Origin of the sequence: Streptomyces sp. NPDC090994 (assembly GCF_044768905.1) — a bacterium.
Classification (GTDB): domain Bacteria; phylum Actinomycetota; class Actinomycetes; order Streptomycetales; family Streptomycetaceae; genus Streptomyces.
On sequence record NZ_JBIVWS010000009.1, the window covers coordinates 124672 to 141051 of the forward strand.

A 16380-nucleotide genomic window follows, 5' to 3' on the forward strand; every position below is an offset into this window, starting at 1 on the left:
GCGTTCCCTATGCGTGATCAACGGCATGACGAAACGTTCCCGGCCGGGAATCTGCCGCTGGAACTGGACGCCTTCGTCGGACGCGCGGCGGAACTCTCCGAGCTGGACGACGCGCTGCGCGGCGCGCGGCTGGTGACGGTCACCGGGGTGGGCGGGGTCGGCAAGTCGCGGCTGGCGGAGCGGGCCGCCGCGCGGTCGGCTCCGCGGGACGGGGTCTGGCGGGTGGAGCTGGCTCCCGTGCGCGACCCGGAGTTCGTGGACTACGCGGTGGTGGAGGCGCTCGGCCTGACCGACCACACCACCCGGACGCCCCGCGAGACCCTGCTCGCCCACCTCGCCGACCGCGAGGTCCTGCTGCTGCTCGACGGATTCGAGCACCTGGTGGACGCGTGTGCCCGGCTGGTGACGGAGCTGCTGGGCCGGGCTCCCGGGCTGCGGGTGCTGGCGGTGGGGCGCCGGCCGCTGGCCGTCTCCGGCGAGCGGCTGTTCCCGCTGGCGCCGCTGAGCGGGGAGGAGGCGGTGGCCCTGCTGACGGTGCGCGCCGCCCAGCACGGGGTGGAGATCGGGGGCGGGGACGGCGCCGAGGTGCGGGAGCTGTGCCGGCGGCTGGACGGCATCCCGCTGGCGATCGAGCTGGCCGCGGGACGGCTGGGCGTGCTGACGCCGGAGCAGGTGCTCGGCCGGCTGGACGACCGGTTCCGGCTGCTGGCCGGGGAGAACCGGACGGCGCTGCCCCGGCACCGGGCGCTGCGCACGGCGATCGGCTGGAGCCATGAGCTGTGCACGCCCGGGGAGCGGCTGCTGTGGGCGCGTCTTTCGGTGTTCGCGGGACGGTTCGACCTGGAGGCCGTGGAGTACGTGTGCGGCGGTGACGGCCTGCCCGCCGACGACGTGCTGGACGTGCTCTCCGCGCTGCTCGCCCAGTCCGTGCTGACCCGCGAGGAGACACCGGCCGGGGCGCGCTACCGGATGCTCGGCACGGTGCGGGCGTACGGCGCCGAGTGGCTGGCGGCGACGGGGGACGCTCCGCGGCTGCGGCGGCGGCACCGCGACTGGTACGTGGGCCTGGCGACCTGGTGCGAGCTGGAGTGGTTCTCGCCGCGCCAGTCGGAGGTCGCCGCGCGCGTCGAGGCCGAGCTGCCGAATCTGCGCGTCGCCCTGGACCACTGCCTGTCCGATCCGTGCGGGGCGCACCTGGGCCAGTACCTGGCGGGCTCCCTGTGGTTCCACTGGGCGGGCTGCGGGCGGCTGGCGGAGGGGCGGCACTGGCTGGAGCAGGTGGTGCGGCTGGACGCGGAGCGGACCGCGCACGAGCAGTCCCGGCTCAAGGCGCTGTGGGTGCTGGCGTACGTGGCGGTCCTGCAGGGCGACACGGTGTGCGCGCGGGCGACGCTCGAGGAGTGCCACCGGGAGGCGGAGCGGGCCGGCAATCCGACGGCGCTGGCGTACGCGGTGCACCGCTCGGGCTGTCTGGCGCTGATCACCGATGACGTGGCGGGCGCCGAGACGCTGCTGCGCTCCGCGCTGGCGCGGTACCGGGAGACCGGCGAGCTGAACAGCAATGTGCTGATGGCCCAGGTGGAGCTGGCGATGACGCGGGCCTTCCAGGGTGATCTGGCGGAGGCGGTGCGGCTGTGCGAGGACGTGCGCCGGGTGTGCGACGACCACGGCGAGCGCTGGGCCCGCGCCTACGCGCTGTACGTGCTGGCGTACGCGGCCTGGAGCGACGGTGATCCGGGCAGGGCCCGGCGGCTGCTGACCGTCTGCCTGGGCGACGCCCACGGCTTCCGTGACCTGCTGGGTGCGGTGCTGTCGCTGGAACTGCTGGCCCTGGTCACGGTGACGGAGGGCGACGCGGCGGAGGCGGCGGTGCTCCAGGGGGCGGCGGGGCGGATGTGGCCCGCGGTGGGGCTGCAACTGTTCGGCTCGGCGCACTACAACGCGCCGCGCGAGCTGTGCGAGGCGGCGGCCCGCGACCGGCTGGGCGACGGGGCGTACGAGGAGTGCCTGCGGCGGGGGGCGCGGCTGGGCCGGGAGGAGGCGGTGGCCCGGGCGCTGCGGCGGTCCGAGGGGCCGGCGGCGCTGCCGGGGCCGCGTCGTCCCGCGCGGCCGACGAGGACGCCGGGGACATGACGAGGCCCGCCGCCCCGCCCGCCCACGGGGCGGGGAGACGGCGGGCCCGGGTACCGCGGCCGGCTGGGATCAGCGGGCGTAGTACTCGACGACGAGCTGCTCGTCGCAGATCACCGGGATCTCCTTGCGGTTCGGCTCGCGGTCCAGGCGGAACGCCAGGGCCTTGAGGTTCACCTGGAGGTAACGCGGGGTCTCGCCGTCGGGGGCGAAGCCACCCTCACGCGCGACCTGGAACAGCGTCTTCTCCTTGGAGCGGTCGCGGACCTGCACGACGTCGTCGGGGCGGACGCGGAAGGACGGCTTGTCGACCTTCTGGCCGTTGACCGCGATGTGGCCGTGGACGACCATCTGGCGGGCCTGGTAGATCGTGCGGGCGATGCCCGAGCGCAGGACCAGCGCGTCGAGGCGGCGCTCCAGCTCCACGATCAGGGCCTCACCGGTCTTGCCCTGGACCTTGGAGGCACGCTCGTAGGCGCGGACGAGCTGACGCTCGGACACGTCGTACTGGGCACGCAGACGCTGCTTCTCCAGCAGACGGACCTTGTAGTCCGAGTTCTGCTTGCGGCCGCGGCCGTGCTCACCCGGCGGGTAGGGGCGGGCCTCGAAGTACTTGACGGCCTTCGGCGTCAGCGCGATGCCGAGGGCACGCGACTTCTTGACCTTGGGGCGGGACTGGTTCGCCACTGTCTCTCATTTCCTAGTGTTCGGCTTGCCAGGGTTGAGGGAGGTCGCATCCGCAGCCGGGGAAACCCGCCGGGTCCGCGTGGGACCTGTCGGGCAGCCGCTCCCTGGTCTGGGCACATACGTGCAGCACGCGAGTGGCCCACCGACCGGTCCCGTCCTGCGACGAGGGGTGGTGGGCTGCCCGCGACACCTTCGACGGTGCGCGACGCTCCTGGAACCCGCTGGGGTTCCGGCCGGTTGTCCCGCTCTGACGGCACGGGACTCGGCACTCCGATCGAGTTTACAGGGTGCTCAGGGCCTCTTTCGACCGAGGTGCTTCCTGGTCCACTCCACGGCGTCCGCGTACCGCGCCTCCCCGCCGTGCCGGGTCGGGGTGTAGTACTCGCGGTCCTTCAGGGCGTCGGGGGCGTACTGCTGGGCGGCGATGCCCTCCGGCAGGTCGTGCGGGTAGACGTACCCCTGCCCGTGGCCGAGCTTGCCCGCGCCCTGGTAGTGGCTGTCGCGCAGATGGGCCGGGACGGTCCCGGCGTGCCCCTTGCGTACGTCGTCCAGGGCGGCGCCGATGGCGGTGGTCGCGGCGTTGGACTTGGGTGCCAGGGCGAGGGCGATGGTGGCGTGACTGAGGGTGAGGGCGGCCTCGGGGAAGCCGATCATGGCGACGGCCTGGGCGGCGGCGACCGCGATCGGCAGCGCGTTCGGGTCGGCGAGGCCGATGTCCTCGCTGGCGGAGATCATCAGGCGGCGGGCGATGAAGCGGGGGTCCTCGCCGGCCTCGATCATGCGGGCCAGGTAGTGCAGGGCGGCGTCGACGTCGGAGCCGCGGATGGACTTGATCAGGGCGCTGGCGACGTCGTAGTGCTGGTCGCCGTCGCGGTCGTACGTGACCGCCGCCCGGTCGACGGTCTCCTCCAGCGTGGCCAGGGTGATCTCCGGCTCGCCCTTGTCGAGCGCGGCCCCGGCGGCGGCCTCCAGGGCGGTCAGGGCGCGGCGGGCGTCGCCGCCGGCGATGCGCAGCAGGTGGTCCTCGGTGTCCTCGGGGAGGGTGACGGCGCCCTTGAGGCCCCGGTCGTCGGTGAGGGCGCGGCGGAGCAGGCCGCGGACGTCGTCGTCGGTGAGGGGTTCGAGGGTCAGCAGGAGGGAGCGGGAGAGCAGGGGGGAGATCACCGAGAAGTACGGGTTCTCGGTGGTCGCGGCGATCAGCGTCACCCAGCGGTTCTCGACGGCGGGCAGCAGGGAGTCCTGCTGAGCCTTGCTGAAGCGGTGGATCTCGTCGAGGAAGAGGACGGTCTCCTTGCCGTACCCGCCGACCGCGCGGCGGGCGCCGTCGATGACCGCGCGGACCTCCTTGACGCCCGCGGTGATCGCCGACAGTTCCACGAACCGCTTGTTGGTGGCCTTGGAGACGACGTACGCCAGGGTCGTCTTGCCGGTGCCGGGCGGGCCCCAGAGGATCACCGAGGAGGGGCCGGCGGGGCCGGCGGCGCCCTCGCCCACCAGGCGGCGCAGCGGGGAGCCGGGCTTCAGCAGGTGCTGTTGGCCCACGACCTCGTCGAGGGTGCGCGGGCGCATCCGGACGGCCAGGGGGCTGCCGGAGGGGTCCTTCTCCTGGCGTTCTTCTGCGGCGGCGGTGAACAGATCGGGCTCCACGCTCGAAACCCTAAAGGACCGCACTGACAACGCGACGGGCGCCGTCGGCCGGGCCCGTGGGTCCGGTCGGCGACGCCCGGGGGGGCGGTGCGGGTCAGCTGGTCCAGAAGTCCCACCAGCGGGTCAGGATCAGCATGCCGATGATGCCGATGTGCAGGACCGGCAGCACCCAGGTGAACTCGCCGAAGAAGCCGCGCAGCCAGTTCGGCGCGGGCAGGAAGCCCTTGCGCACGTTGAACGAGGTCACGTACCAGAACATGACGATCGTGGCGACCCAGGCCAGCGAGCACCACAGGCACAGCGCGTTGATCCGGTACAGGGACTGGAACTGCAGCCAGGTGCAGAAGCCCACGCCGAAGAGCGTGCCCGCGTTGAAGGTGAGCCAGTACCAGCGCGGGAAGCGGGCCCGCGCGAGCAGGCTCATGCCGACGCAGATCACGATGCCGTAGCAGACCAGGCCGAGCATCGGGTTGGGGAAGCCGAAGACGGACGCCTGGTCGCTCTCCATGACGCTGCCGCAGGAGACGACGGGGTTCAGGCTGCACCCGGGGACGAAGGTGGTGCCGGCGACCTTGGCTTCGAGCAGCTTGAACTTGTCGATCGTGATGACCCACGCGGCGAGCAGTCCGGCGGCGCCGGTGATCACCAGCATCACGGCGAACGCGCGGCTGCCGCCCGCCGCACCCGGCGCGACGGCACCGGCTCCGGACGCGGGCTCGGGGTCCGTGGAGACGTCTCTGACTGTCGTCTTGCTCATCACGCCGATTCCGTCACTTGAGGTCTCATCTTCTTCGGGCACGGTCATTGTGCCGCACGCACGCGCGTGTCCACCGTTCGGTGGACATAAGGAAGGACGCTCGGTCCTCCCCGGGGGCGTGGTTCCGGACAACGCGTGAACCACGAGCGCACAGGCGAACGAACCGGCCGTGCTCGGGCCCGACGGCGCGGGCACGCACTGTGGCGGGGATCCTCCAGGGCAACCGTGCCCGGGGACGGCGGCGAGGTCCGGATGCCGGGCGCGGACCCGGCGCGCGGCACGCGCGTGTGGCGCTCTCGGATCGGGTTCGTCCGGCAGGACGAATCGGCGCCCGCGGGGTTGACGGACCTCGACGGCAACCCCGCGCGCGATGCGCGTCGACGACCGCACGGCGGCCGGCACCGGCGCCGTGCGGCACGGGCTGCTGGAGCAGTGACCGTGCCGCACCGGGCGAGGGGCGGGCTCAGCCGAGCCGGGACTCCAGCTCCGCCACGATCTCGTTGACGCCGATCGCGGTCTGCTCGCCGGACTCCATGTCCTTGAGCTGGACGACGCCCTCGGCGAGGTCGCGTTCGCCGGCCACGATCGTGTAGCGGGCGCCACTGCGGTTGGCGTTCTTCATGGCGCCCTTGAGGCCCTTGCCGCCGTAGGCGAAGTCGGCGGCGACGCCGTTCTTGCGCAACTCGGTGACCTTGGCGAACAGGACGCGGCGGGCCTCCTCGCCGAGCGGTACGGCGAAGACGGAGGTGGTGGCGGGGAGGTCCAGCTCGACGCCCTCGGCCGCCAGGGCGAGGACCGTGCGGTCGACGCCGAGGGCCCAGCCGACGGACGGCAGCGCGGGGCCGCCGATCATCTCGGAGAGGCCGTCGTAACGGCCGCCGCCGCCCACCGCGGACTGGGAGCCGAGCCCGTCGTGGACGAACTCGAACGTGGTGCGCGTGTAGTAGTCCAGGCCGCGCACCAGCTTCGGGTCGTCCTCGAAGACGACGCCCGCCGCCGTGATCAGCTCGCGGACCTCCTCGTGGTACGCCTTGCAGGCGTCGCAGAGGTAGTCGCGCAGCAGCGGCGCGTCCCCGAGCTGCTTCTGCACCGACTCGCGCTTGTCGTCCAGGACGCGCAGCGGGTTGATGTCGGCGCGGCGCAGGGTGTCCTCGTCCAGGTCCAGGCCGCGCAGGAACTCCTGGAGGGCGGCCCGGTAGACGGGCCGGCACTCCTTGTCGCCCAGGGAGTTGAGCAGGATCCGGAAGTTCCGCAGGCCCAGCGAGCGGTACGCCTGGTCGGCCAGGATGATCAGCTCGGCGTCGAGCGCCGGGTCCTCCGCGCCGATCGCCTCGGCGCCGACCTGCGAGAAGTGGCGGTAACGGCCCTTCTGGGGGCGCTCGTAGCGGTAGTAGGAGCCGGAGTACCAGAGCTTGACGGGGAGGTTGCCCGTCTTGTGCAGGCTGGCCTCCAGCGTCGCGCGCAGCACGGAGGCCGTGCCCTCGGGGCGCAGGGCGAGCCGGTCACCGCCCTTGGTCTCGAAGGCGTACATCTCCTTGGTGACGATGTCGGTGGACTCGCCGACACCGCGCGCGAACAGCTCGACGCTCTCGAAGCCGGGCGTCTCGATGTAGCCGTAGCCGGAGTCGCGCAGCGGGGCCGCGATCGCCTCGCGGACGGCCAGGTACTTCGCGGAGTCGGGCGGCAGCAGGTCGTACGTGCCCTTGGGGGCCTTGAAGGTGCTCACGGAAGGTCTCTCGTCACATTCCTCGTCGGGAAGCCCCGGGGGCTTCCTGGCCGGAAGCCGCCTGCCGCAGATACGGGTTGGCGGCGCGCTCCTGGCCGATGGTCGTCTGGGGGCCGTGTCCGGACAGCACCACGGTCGTGTCGTCGAGCGGCAGGACCACGCGGGTCAGGGACTCGACCATGTCGTCCATGGAGCCGCCGGGCAGGTCGGTGCGTCCGACGGAGCCGGCGAACAGCAGGTCGCCCGAGAACAGCACCGGCGGGATGTCCGCCGCCTCGGGCAGGCCGAAGGTCACCGACCCCTTGGTATGGCCCGGCGCGTGCGCCACGGTCAGCTCCAGCCCCGCCAGCTCCAGCTTCGCGCCGTCGGCCAGCTCCCGTACGTCGTCCGGCTCCCCCACGCTCAGCTCGCCCATCAGCGGCATCCCGATGGACCGGCCGAGGCCCTTCTCGGGGTCGCTCATCATGTAGCGGTCCGCCGGGTGGATCCACGCGGGTACGTCGTTCGCTCCGCACACCGGGACGACCGACGCCACGTGGTCGATGTGGCCGTGCGTGAGGACGACGGCGACCGGCTTGAGCCGGTGCTTCTTCAGCGCCTCCTCGACTCCCTGGGCGGCCTGGTGGCCGGGGTCGATGATCACGCACTCCTCACCGGCGGCCGGGGCGACGAGGTAGCAGTTCGTCCCCCAGGCCCCGGCGGGGAACCCGGCAATGAGCACGATCGTCCTTCGTTGTGTCGATACGGGTGGCTTGTGAGCGGGCTGCGCCCGTGGTCAGAGCCTACCGGCGGTGCCGATTCCTCAGCGAACCCATATACGGTACGGGGCTAGCGCAGGCGGTCGGCCCACGGGCCCGCACGCGTACCGGTCGGCACACGAAGACGCATAGGAGACAACCCGGTGGTCAGCCAGGAACAGCGGCGGCGTCAGCTCGCCCGGGAGAAGTTCTTGCGGCAGCAGCAGCGGCGCACCGCCGCGCGACGCAAGGCGCGGGTGCGGAACTCGGTGATCGCGTCGGTGCTCGGCGTGGTGCTGGTGGGCAGCCTCGCGCTGTACACGACCGGCACGCTCAAGGGCGACGACGACAAGGAGAACGCGAGCGCCGAGGCGTCGCCCAGCGCGTCGGCGTCCGAGGCTCCCGACCCGTGCGACAAGGCGGCGGCGGGCAAGGCTTCGACGAAGACCTGGAAGAAGGAGCCGGCGATGTCCATCGACAAGTCGGCGGACTACACGATGACGCTGGACACGACGTGCGGCGAGATAGACATCGCCCTGAAGACGTCGGCGGCGCCGCACACGGTGAACTCGTTCAACTTCCTGGCCGGCAAGGGCTTCTTCGACCACTCCACGTGCCACCGGCTCACCACCAGCGGCATCTACGTGCTCCAGTGCGGCGACCCGACCGGGCAGGGCACCGGCGGTCCCGGCTACACGATCCCGGACGAGAACCTGAAGGACAAGAGCCTGAAGGACAACATCTACCCGGCGGGCACGGTGGCGATGGCCAACACCGGTCAGGCGGACTCCGGCGGCAGCCAGTTCTTCCTGGTGTACCAGGACAGTGAGCTGCCGCCCAGCTACACACCGTTCGGCACGATCTCGGACGCCGGCATGAAGGTGCTCAAGAAGATCGCCGCCGCGGGCGAGAGCACCGGCGCCGGTGACGGAGCACCGAACGCGACGGTCGTGATCGACAAGGCGACCGTCGCGAAATCCTGACTGTCAACTGCGGAATTTCGGTCGTGCGGGATGCGGACAGGCCCCCCGCCGGTCGCCTATGTTGGCGGTGACGAAACTGTGGACGATGCCCGGGGGTGGGAAAGCCCTCCGCAGGCATCATGTGGAGGAGGCGCTGTGAGCAGCGACCCGTGGGGCCGCGTCGACGAGACGGGGACCGTGTACGTGCGTACGGCCGACGGCGAGCAGGTGGTCGGTTCCTGGCAGGCCGGCTCGCCCGATGAGGCGCTGGCCTACTTCGAGCGCAAGTACGAGGGCCTGGTGGTCGAGATCGGCCTCCTCGAGAAGCGGGTGCGGACCACCGACCTGTCGTCGAAGGACGCCCAGGCCGCGATCCAGCACCTGCGCGAGCAGGTCGACGCGCACCACGCGGTGGGCGACCTGGACGCGCTCAGGAAGCGGCTGGACCAGCTCGTGGGGCTGGTGGACAAGCGGCGCGAGGAGCGCAAGGCGCAGCGGGCCAAGCAGTCCGACGAGGCTCGCCGGGCCAAGGAGGAGCTGGTCGCCGAGGCCGAGCAGCTCGCCCAGTCCGACCAGTGGCGGGCCGCCGGTGAGCGGCTGCGGGCGCTGGTGGACACCTGGAAGGGGCTGCCCCGGCTGGACCGCAAGTCCGACGACGAGCTGTGGCACCGCTTCTCGCACGCCCGGTCGGCGTTCTCCAAGCGGCGCAAGCAGCACTTCGCGCAGCTCGACGCGCAGCGCGAGGAGGCCCGCCGGATCAAGGAGCGGCTGGTCGGCGAGGCCGAGGCGCTGTCGGGTTCGACGGACTGGGGTCCGACGGCCGCCCGCTACCGCGAGCTGATGGCCGAGTGGAAGGCGGCGGGCCGCGCCCAGCGCGAGCACGAGGACGAGCTGTGGAACCGCTTCCGCGGTGCCCAGGACGTCTTCTTCGCCGCGCGCAGCTCGGTCTTCGCCGAGCGGGACGCGGAGCAGTCCGAGAACCTCAAGCTCAAGGAGGAGCTGGCCGAGGAGGCCGAGAAGCTCCTGCCGATCACGGATCTGAAGGCGGCCCGCGCCGCGTTCCGCGCGGTCAACGAGCGCTGGGAGGCCATCGGGCACGTTCCGCGCGACGCCCGGCCGAAGGTCGAGGGCCGGATGCACGCGGTCGAGCGGGCGCTCCAGGAGGCCGAGGAGTCCGAGTGGCGCCGTACCAACCCGGAGGCACGCGCGCGTGCCGAGGGGCTGACCGGCCAGCTCCAGGCCGCCGTGGACAAGCTCCACCAGCAGATCGAGCAGGCCCGCGCACAGGGCAACAACGCCCGCGCGGACAAGCTCCAGCGTGAGCTGGAGGGCCGCCAGGCGCTGCTGGACCAGGCGCTGAAGGGTCTGCAGGAGTTCGGCGGCTGACCGCCGTACCCCGAAAGGGGCTCCCGTACGCGCCGTACGGGAGCCCCTTTCGTGTGTCCGTGTCTCCGTGTGTCCGTGTGTCCGCGTGTCCGTTTGTCCGTGTGTCCTGGCGGTGCTTACGACGGCCTGCGCGCCGAGGTCACCCGGTACACGTCGTAGACGCCCTCGACGCCCCGTACGGCCTTCAGGACGTGCCCGAGGTGCTTCGGGTCGCCCATCTCGAAGGTGAAGCGGGAGGTGGCGACGCGGTCGCGGGAGGTCTGGACGGCGGCGGAGAGGATGTTGACGTGCTGGTCGGACAGGACGCGGGTGACGTCGGACAGCAGCCGGGAGCGGTCGAGCGCCTCGACCTGGATGGCGACCAGGAAGACCGAGGACTGGGTGGGCGCCCACTCGACCTCCAGGATGCGCTCGGGCTCGCGGGAGAGCGAGTCCACGTTGACGCAGTCGCTGCGGTGCACGGAGACGCCGCTGCCGCGGGTGACGAAGCCGATGATCGGATCGCCGGGGACGGGCGTGCAACATCGGGCGAGCTTGACCCAGACGTCGTCGACGCCCTTGACCACCACGCCCGGATCGGCGTTGCTGCGCCGCTTGCGGCCACGGCCCCGCGACGGCGGCACCGCTTCGTCGATCTCCTCGCTGGCCGCCTCCTCGCCGCCGAGGGCCTGGACGAGCTTCTGCACGATGTTCTGCGCGGAGACATGGCCCTCGCCGATCGCCGCGTACAGCGCGGAGATGTCGGAGTAGCGCATCTCGTGCGCGAGCGTGACCAGGGAGTCGCCGGTCAGGATGCGCTGGATGGGGAGGTTCTGCTTGCGCATGGCGCGGACGATGGCGTCCTTGCCCTGCTCGATCGCCTCGTCCCGGCGCTCCTTGGAGAACCAGGCGCGGATCTTGTTGCGGGCCCGCGGTGACTTGACGAAGCCCAGCCAGTCGCGGGACGGTCCGGCGCCGGGTGCCTTGGAGGTGAAGACCTCCACCAGGTCGCCGTTGTCCAGGGTGGACTCCAGCGGGACGAGGCGCCCGTTGACCCGTGCTCCTATGGTGCGGTGGCCGACCTCGGTGTGGACGGCGTAGGAGAAGTCGACGGGGGTGGCACCGGCCGGGAGCGCTATGACGTCGCCCTTGGGGGTGAAGACGAAGACCTCGTTGCGGGACAGGTCGAAGCGCAGGGACTCCAGGAACTCGCCGGGGTCCTCGGTCTCCTTCTGCCAGTCGAGCAGCTGGCGCAGCCACGCCATGTCGTTGAGGTGGTCGTCCTTGCCGGTGGTGCGGGGGGCGTCGGAGCGCACCTTGGAGGCGCCGGCGACGGCCTCCTGCTTGTACTTCCAGTGCGCGGCGATGCCGTACTCGGCGCGGCGGTGCATGTCGAACGTACGGATCTGGAGTTCGACCGGCTTGCCGCTGGGCCCGATGACCGTCGTGTGCAGCGACTGGTACATGTTGAACTTGGGCATCGCGATGTAGTCCTTGAACCGCCCCGGAACCGGGTTCCAGCGGGCGTGGACCGTGCCCAGCGCCGCGTAGCAGTCGCGGACGGTGTCCACCAGGACGCGGATGCCCACCAGGTCGTAGATCTCCGCGAAGTCCCGGCCGCGGACGATCATCTTCTGGTAGACGCTGTAGTAGTGCTTGGGGCGGCCGGTGACGGTCGCCTTGATGCGGGCGGCGCGCAGGTCCTGCTGGACCTCGTCGGTGACGACGGCGAGGTACTCGTCGCGCTTGGGGGCGCGCTCGGCGACCAGCCGGACGATCTCGTCGTACATCTTGGGGTAGAGGATCGCGAAGGCGAGGTCCTCCAGCTCCCACTTGATGGTGTTCATGCCCAGGCGGTGGGCGAGCGGCGCGTAGATCTCCAGGGTCTCGCGCGCCTTCTTCTCCTGCTTCTCGCGCTTGAGGTAGCGCATGGTGCGCATGTTGTGCAGCCGGTCGGCGAGCTTGATGACCAGGACGCGGGGGTCCTTGGCCATGGCGACGACCATCTTGCGCACGGTCTCGGCCTGTGCGGCCTCGCCGAACTTGACCTTGTCCAGCTTGGTGACGCCGTCGACGAGGAGGGCGACGACGTCGCCGAAGTCGCGGCGCAGGTCGTCGAGGCCGTACTCGGTGTCCTCGACGGTGTCGTGCAGCAGCCCCGCCATAAGGGTGGCCGGGTCCATGCCCAGCTCGGCGAGGATGGTGGTGACGGCGAGCGGGTGCGTGATGTACGGGTCGCCGCTCTTGCGCTTCTGGCCGCGGTGCCAGCGCTCGGCGACCTGGTAGGCGCGCTCGATCTGGCGCAAAGTCGCCGTTTCGATCTTGGGATCGTTGCCGCGGACTATGCGCAGCAGCGGCTCCAGGACCGGATTGTACGGGTTGGCGCGCTGGACGCCGAGGCGGGCCAGACGGGCGCGGACGCGGTTGGAGGAGCCGCTGCGGGCGGGCTGGCCCGCGGGGGCGCGCACCACGGGCGCGTTCTGCGGGCGCTCGGGTGGGACCGGCTTGGGGCGTGCCTGCTGGTCCGCGGTCTTGTCGACGGGCGCGGACTGGGTGTGCTGGAGCGTCCCGCGGCTGTCGTTCTTCGCGTGCGGGGTGCTGGGCGCGGGCTTGGCCGCGGGCGCCGAGGCGGACTCGGGCTTGGCGGCTGTCAGTGGCTGGGCCTCGTCTGGCAAGAGGACTCCTCGTGCGCGATCCGGGTCCCCCGGTCAGGCTCCGGAAACCCCATGGTAGCCATCCCGGGTCCCGGGATGACCCGCAGGCCGCTGTGAGGCCCGTCTACGGGAGGAACGCGTGGGGCGGGCGCCGGATTCCTCCGGGCCCGCCCTCTGCCCTGTCCGGCCGGTGTCCTGGCGGCCGCGCCGGGGTTATCCGACGGTGAGCAGCGCGTGCAGCGGGGCGCCGTCCAGCTCCGGCTCCAGACGGGCACGCCCGTCCAGGAAGCCCAGCTCCATCAGGACGGCCACACCCGCGGTGCGCGCGCCGGCCCGCCGGATCAGCTGGAGCGACGCCTGTGCGGTGCCGCCGGTGGCCAGGACGTCGTCGACGACCAGGACGCGGTCGTCGGGGCCGAGGTCCTCGGCGTGGATCTCGATCTCGGCCGAGCCGTACTCCAGGTCGTACGCCTGGCCGAGGGTGGCTCCGGGGAGCTTGCCGGCCTTGCGTACGGGGATGAAGCCGAGGCCGGCGCGGACGGCGACAGGGGCGCCGAGGATGAAGCCCCGGGCCTCCAGACCGACGACCTTGGTGGCGCCGGTGTCCTTGGCGATGGCGGCCAGGGCGTCGGTGAGGGCGCCGAACGCCTCCGGGTCGGCGAGCAGCGGGGTGATGTCCTTGAACACCACGCCCGGCTCCGGGTAGTCCGCCACGTCCCGGATGCGGCTGAGCAGCAGCTCCTGGATGTCGGTCATCGGCGCTTCCCGGAGGGTCGACCGCGGCCCCGGGTGCGGGACGCGGGCTGGTTGCGGGGGCCGACGACGGCGGGGGCGGCGTCCTCGGGGTCGTCGTCGTACGGCCCGTCCGCGTGGGCGTCGGTCTCCTCGACGGACTCGCCCTTCGAGGCGGCCTGGGCGCGCTTGGCCAGGACGCGCTTCTTGAGCGCCTTCATCTGCGGCTCGCGCTCCTTGAGGTCGGCGACGAGCGGCGTGGCGATGAAGATCGAGGAGTACGCGCCGGCCGCGAGGCCGACGAACAGCGACAGCGAGATGTCGTTGAGCATGCCGGCGCCGAGCACGCCGCCGCCGATGAAGAGCAGGCCCGCCACCGGCAGCAGCGCCACCACCGTGGTGTTGACGGAGCGGACCAGGGTGCTGTTGATCGACCGGTTGGCGATCTCCGCGTAGGTCCAGCGGTTCTGCTTGGTGATGTCCCTCGTCTGTTCCTTGAGACTGTCGAAGACGACCACCGTGTCGTACAGCGAGTAGCCGAGGATGGTCAGCAGACCGATCACCGTGCCCGGCGTGACCTCGAAGCCGACGAGGGCGTAGATGCCGACGGTGATGGTGATGTCGTGGATCAGGGCGACGAAGGCGGCGAGCGCCATCCGCCACTCGAAGGCGATCGCCAGGTAGATCACCACCAGGACCAGGAAGATCCCCAGGCCCTGCCACGCCTTGTTGGCGATCTGGTCACCCCAGCTGGGGCCGACCAGTTCGGCGTTGATCTGCTCGGCGTCGACCTTCAGGTCCTCGGAGAGTTCCTTCTTGATCTGGTCCGACGTGCCGGTGTCGATGCCGGCGATCTGGATGCGCAGGCTGCCGTCGCCGAGCTTCTGGACGATCGCGTCGTGGCCGGAGGCCGTCTCCGCGTGCTCCTCGGCCTGGGAGACCGAGACGCTGGTGTTCTTCGGTGTGGTGAAGACCGCGCCGCCCTGGAACTCGATGCCCATGTGCAGGCCGCGCACCGCCAGGCCGACGATGGCCGTGATGGTGATCAGGATCGAGATGCCGTACCAGAGCTTGCGGTTCTTGACGAAGTCGTAGCCGACCTCGCCGTGGTGCAGCTTGGCGCCGAGCTCGCCGAGTTTCGACATCGCTCACGCCTCCTTCGGGTCGACAGGGCCGGCGGGACGGGGGTGGCGCGTGCGGCGGATCGGCGGCTTGGCGCCGAGGCTCTTCGGGTCGAGCCCGGACCACTTGTGGCCGCTCGCGAAGAACGTGCGGCGGGCCATGAGCGTCAGCAGCGGCTTGGTGAAGAGGAACACGACCACCACGTCGAGCAGGGTGGTCAGACCCAGCGTGAACGCGAAGCCCTGGACCTTGCCGACGGAGACGATGAAGAGGACCGCGGCGGCGAGGAACGACACGAAGTCGGAGACCAGGATGGTGCGCCGGGCGCGCGGCCAGCCGCGCTCGACCGCGGGGCGCAGCGAGCGGCCCTCGCGGATCTCGTCCCGGACCCGTTCGAAGTAGACGATGAACGAGTCCGCCGTGATGCCGATGGCGACGATGGCGCCGCAGACGGCCGGCAGGTTCAGCGCGAAGCCGATGGTCGGGCCGAGCAGCGACATGATGACGTACGTCAGGATCGCGGAGACCAGCAGCGAGAGCAGGGCGATGAACGACAGGCCCCGGTAGTAGAAGAGCAGGTAGAGCACGACCAGGGCGAGGCCGATGGCGCCGGCGATCAGGCCGGCCTCCAGCTGGTCACCGCCGAGCGCGGCGGTGACGGTGGTGACGCTGTCCTCCTTGAAGCTCAGCGGGAGGGCGCCGTAGGAGAGCATGTTGGCGAGGTTCTGCGCCTCCTCCTGCGTGAAGCTGCCGGAGATCTCGGCGTTGCCACCGGTCAGCGCCTGGCTGACGTACGGGTCGGAGACGACCTCGTTGTCCAGGACGATCGCGAACTGGTTCTGCGGCGACTGGTTCTGCGCCAGCTTGCCGGTGATGCTCGCGAACTTCTTGGCGCCGCCGTCGGTGAAGTCCATCGTGACCGTCCAGCCGGCGGCGGTCTGCGTGTTGAAGACGGCCGAGGCCTTGTCGACGTCCGTGCCGTCGACCTCGGCGGGGCCGAGGATGTACTTCTGCCACTGGCCCTGCGCGTTCTGGCCGCAGGCCACCATGGACTCGTCGTCCTTGGCGCCGTCGCCGGCCTTGGCGCGCTGCGCCTCGTCGGTGCAGTCGAGCTTGGTGTACGCGGCCTGCAGCGCGCTGTCGTCCGCGGAGGCGGACGCCGACGCGGAGGCGCTCGGGGACGCGGAGTCGGAGGCGGCGGCGCTCGCGGAGTCGGTCGTCGACGGGGTGGCGTCGGCCTTCAGGGCGTCGGTGAGGGCGCGGCCCTGGGAGGTGGCGGACGCCGAGGCGCTGTCGGAGGGCGAGGCGCTCTCGTCGCCGTCGGTGGCCTTCTCCGAGGTGCTCTCGGAGGCGTCGGGCGACGCGGAGGCGCTGCCGGAGGCGCTCGCCGAGGGGCTGGCCGTGGCGGCCACGCCGGAGACCTCGGTGGCGAGGACCGGGCGGAAGTAGAGCTTGGCGGTGGTACCGACCTGCTTCCGGGCGTCCTCGGAGTTCGTCCCCTTGGGAATGTTGACGATGATGTTCCGGTCGCCCTGGGTCTGTACCTCGGCCTCGGAGACACCCAGACCATTGACACGGCGTTCCATGATCTCGACCGCGGTGTCCATGTTGGTCTTGTTGATCGCGGATTCCTGGCCGGGCTCCGATTCGGCCCGGAGCGTGATGCTCGTGCCGCCGGCCAGGTCGATACCGAGACGCGGAGTGGTGTGCCCGGAGGCGAACATCCCTCCGGTGAGCGCCACGATGGCGATCAGGATCAGGGCCAGCGAGCGCCCCGGCTTGCTCTGGGCGCTCGCGTTCCGGCCCTTTTTAGGTGCTGCCACCTTCTCGTACTCCCTCTCGGGCCGCCTCGCGCGTCGGT

11 protein-coding genes and 1 pseudogene are annotated in these 16380 nt (G+C 71.3%); 3 read left to right on the forward strand and 9 right to left on the reverse strand.

Annotated elements, in window-relative coordinates; genetic code table 11:
• Positions 1–9 precede the first annotated feature (9 nt).
• Positions 10–2215, forward strand: a pseudogene (locus ACIQR3_RS20500) (ATP-binding protein).
• Here the strand turns inward: ACIQR3_RS20500 and rpsD are convergent.
• The 5 genes from rpsD to ACIQR3_RS20525 form a co-directional block, all read right to left on the reverse strand.
• The gene (rpsD, locus tag ACIQR3_RS20505) at positions 2203–2817 is read right to left on the reverse strand and encodes a 30S ribosomal protein S4 (RefSeq protein WP_215168626.1); all 615 of its coding nucleotides are present in this window, start codon (positions 2815–2817) and stop codon (positions 2203–2205) included. The pseudogene ACIQR3_RS20500 and the gene rpsD sit on opposite strands and share 13 nt — an antisense overlap.
• Before the next feature lie 291 nt (positions 2818–3108).
• On the reverse strand, positions 3109–4464 hold the full coding sequence (locus tag ACIQR3_RS20510) for a replication-associated recombination protein A (protein WP_403540792.1): 1356 nt from the start codon (positions 4462–4464) through the stop codon (positions 3109–3111).
• 94 nt (positions 4465–4558) lie between these two features.
• Positions 4559–5221, reverse strand: a complete 663-nt coding sequence (locus tag ACIQR3_RS20515) for a vitamin K epoxide reductase family protein (protein ID WP_403540795.1) — start codon at positions 5219–5221, stop codon at positions 4559–4561.
• A gap of 463 nt (positions 5222–5684) precedes the next feature.
• Positions 5685–6947, reverse strand: a complete 1263-nt coding sequence (gene hisS / locus ACIQR3_RS20520; protein ID WP_403540798.1) for a histidine--tRNA ligase — start codon at positions 6945–6947, stop codon at positions 5685–5687.
• 13 nt (positions 6948–6960) lie between these two features.
• Positions 6961–7668: an MBL fold metallo-hydrolase gene (locus ACIQR3_RS20525; protein ID WP_403540801.1), complete on the reverse strand. Its 708-nt coding sequence runs from the start codon at positions 7666–7668 to the stop codon at positions 6961–6963.
• A gap of 180 nt (positions 7669–7848) precedes the next feature.
• Between ACIQR3_RS20525 and ACIQR3_RS20530 the strand changes: the two genes are divergently transcribed.
• Positions 7849–8667: a peptidylprolyl isomerase gene (locus ACIQR3_RS20530; protein ID WP_403540804.1), complete on the forward strand. Its 819-nt coding sequence runs from the start codon at positions 7849–7851 to the stop codon at positions 8665–8667.
• Positions 8668–8802: 135 nt separating this feature from the next.
• A complete protein-coding gene (locus ACIQR3_RS20535; RefSeq protein WP_403540807.1) occupies positions 8803–10032 on the forward strand; it encodes a DUF349 domain-containing protein in 1230 nt (409 codons plus the stop codon).
• A 116-nt stretch (positions 10033–10148) separates the two neighbouring features.
• Here the strand turns inward: ACIQR3_RS20535 and relA are convergent, their stop codons facing one another.
• From relA to secD, 4 genes are all read right to left on the reverse strand, one after another.
• On the reverse strand, positions 10149–12686 hold the full coding sequence (gene relA / locus ACIQR3_RS20540; RefSeq protein ID WP_403540810.1) for a GTP pyrophosphokinase: 2538 nt from the start codon (positions 12684–12686) through the stop codon (positions 10149–10151).
• Positions 12687–12878: 192 nt separating this feature from the next.
• Entirely contained in the window at positions 12879–13421 is a 543-nt protein-coding gene (locus ACIQR3_RS20545; protein ID WP_403540812.1) for an adenine phosphoribosyltransferase, read from the reverse strand.
• Positions 13418–14542, reverse strand: a complete 1125-nt coding sequence (secF, locus tag ACIQR3_RS20550; RefSeq protein WP_403540814.1) for a protein translocase subunit SecF — start codon at positions 14540–14542, stop codon at positions 13418–13420. The genes ACIQR3_RS20545 and secF overlap by 4 nt, the downstream gene beginning before the upstream one ends.
• A gap of 3 nt (positions 14543–14545) precedes the next feature.
• Complete coding sequence (gene secD, locus ACIQR3_RS20555; RefSeq protein WP_403540817.1) at positions 14546–16342, reverse strand: protein translocase subunit SecD; 1797 nt, start codon at positions 16340–16342, stop codon at positions 14546–14548.
• Positions 16343–16380: the final 38 nt, after the last annotated feature.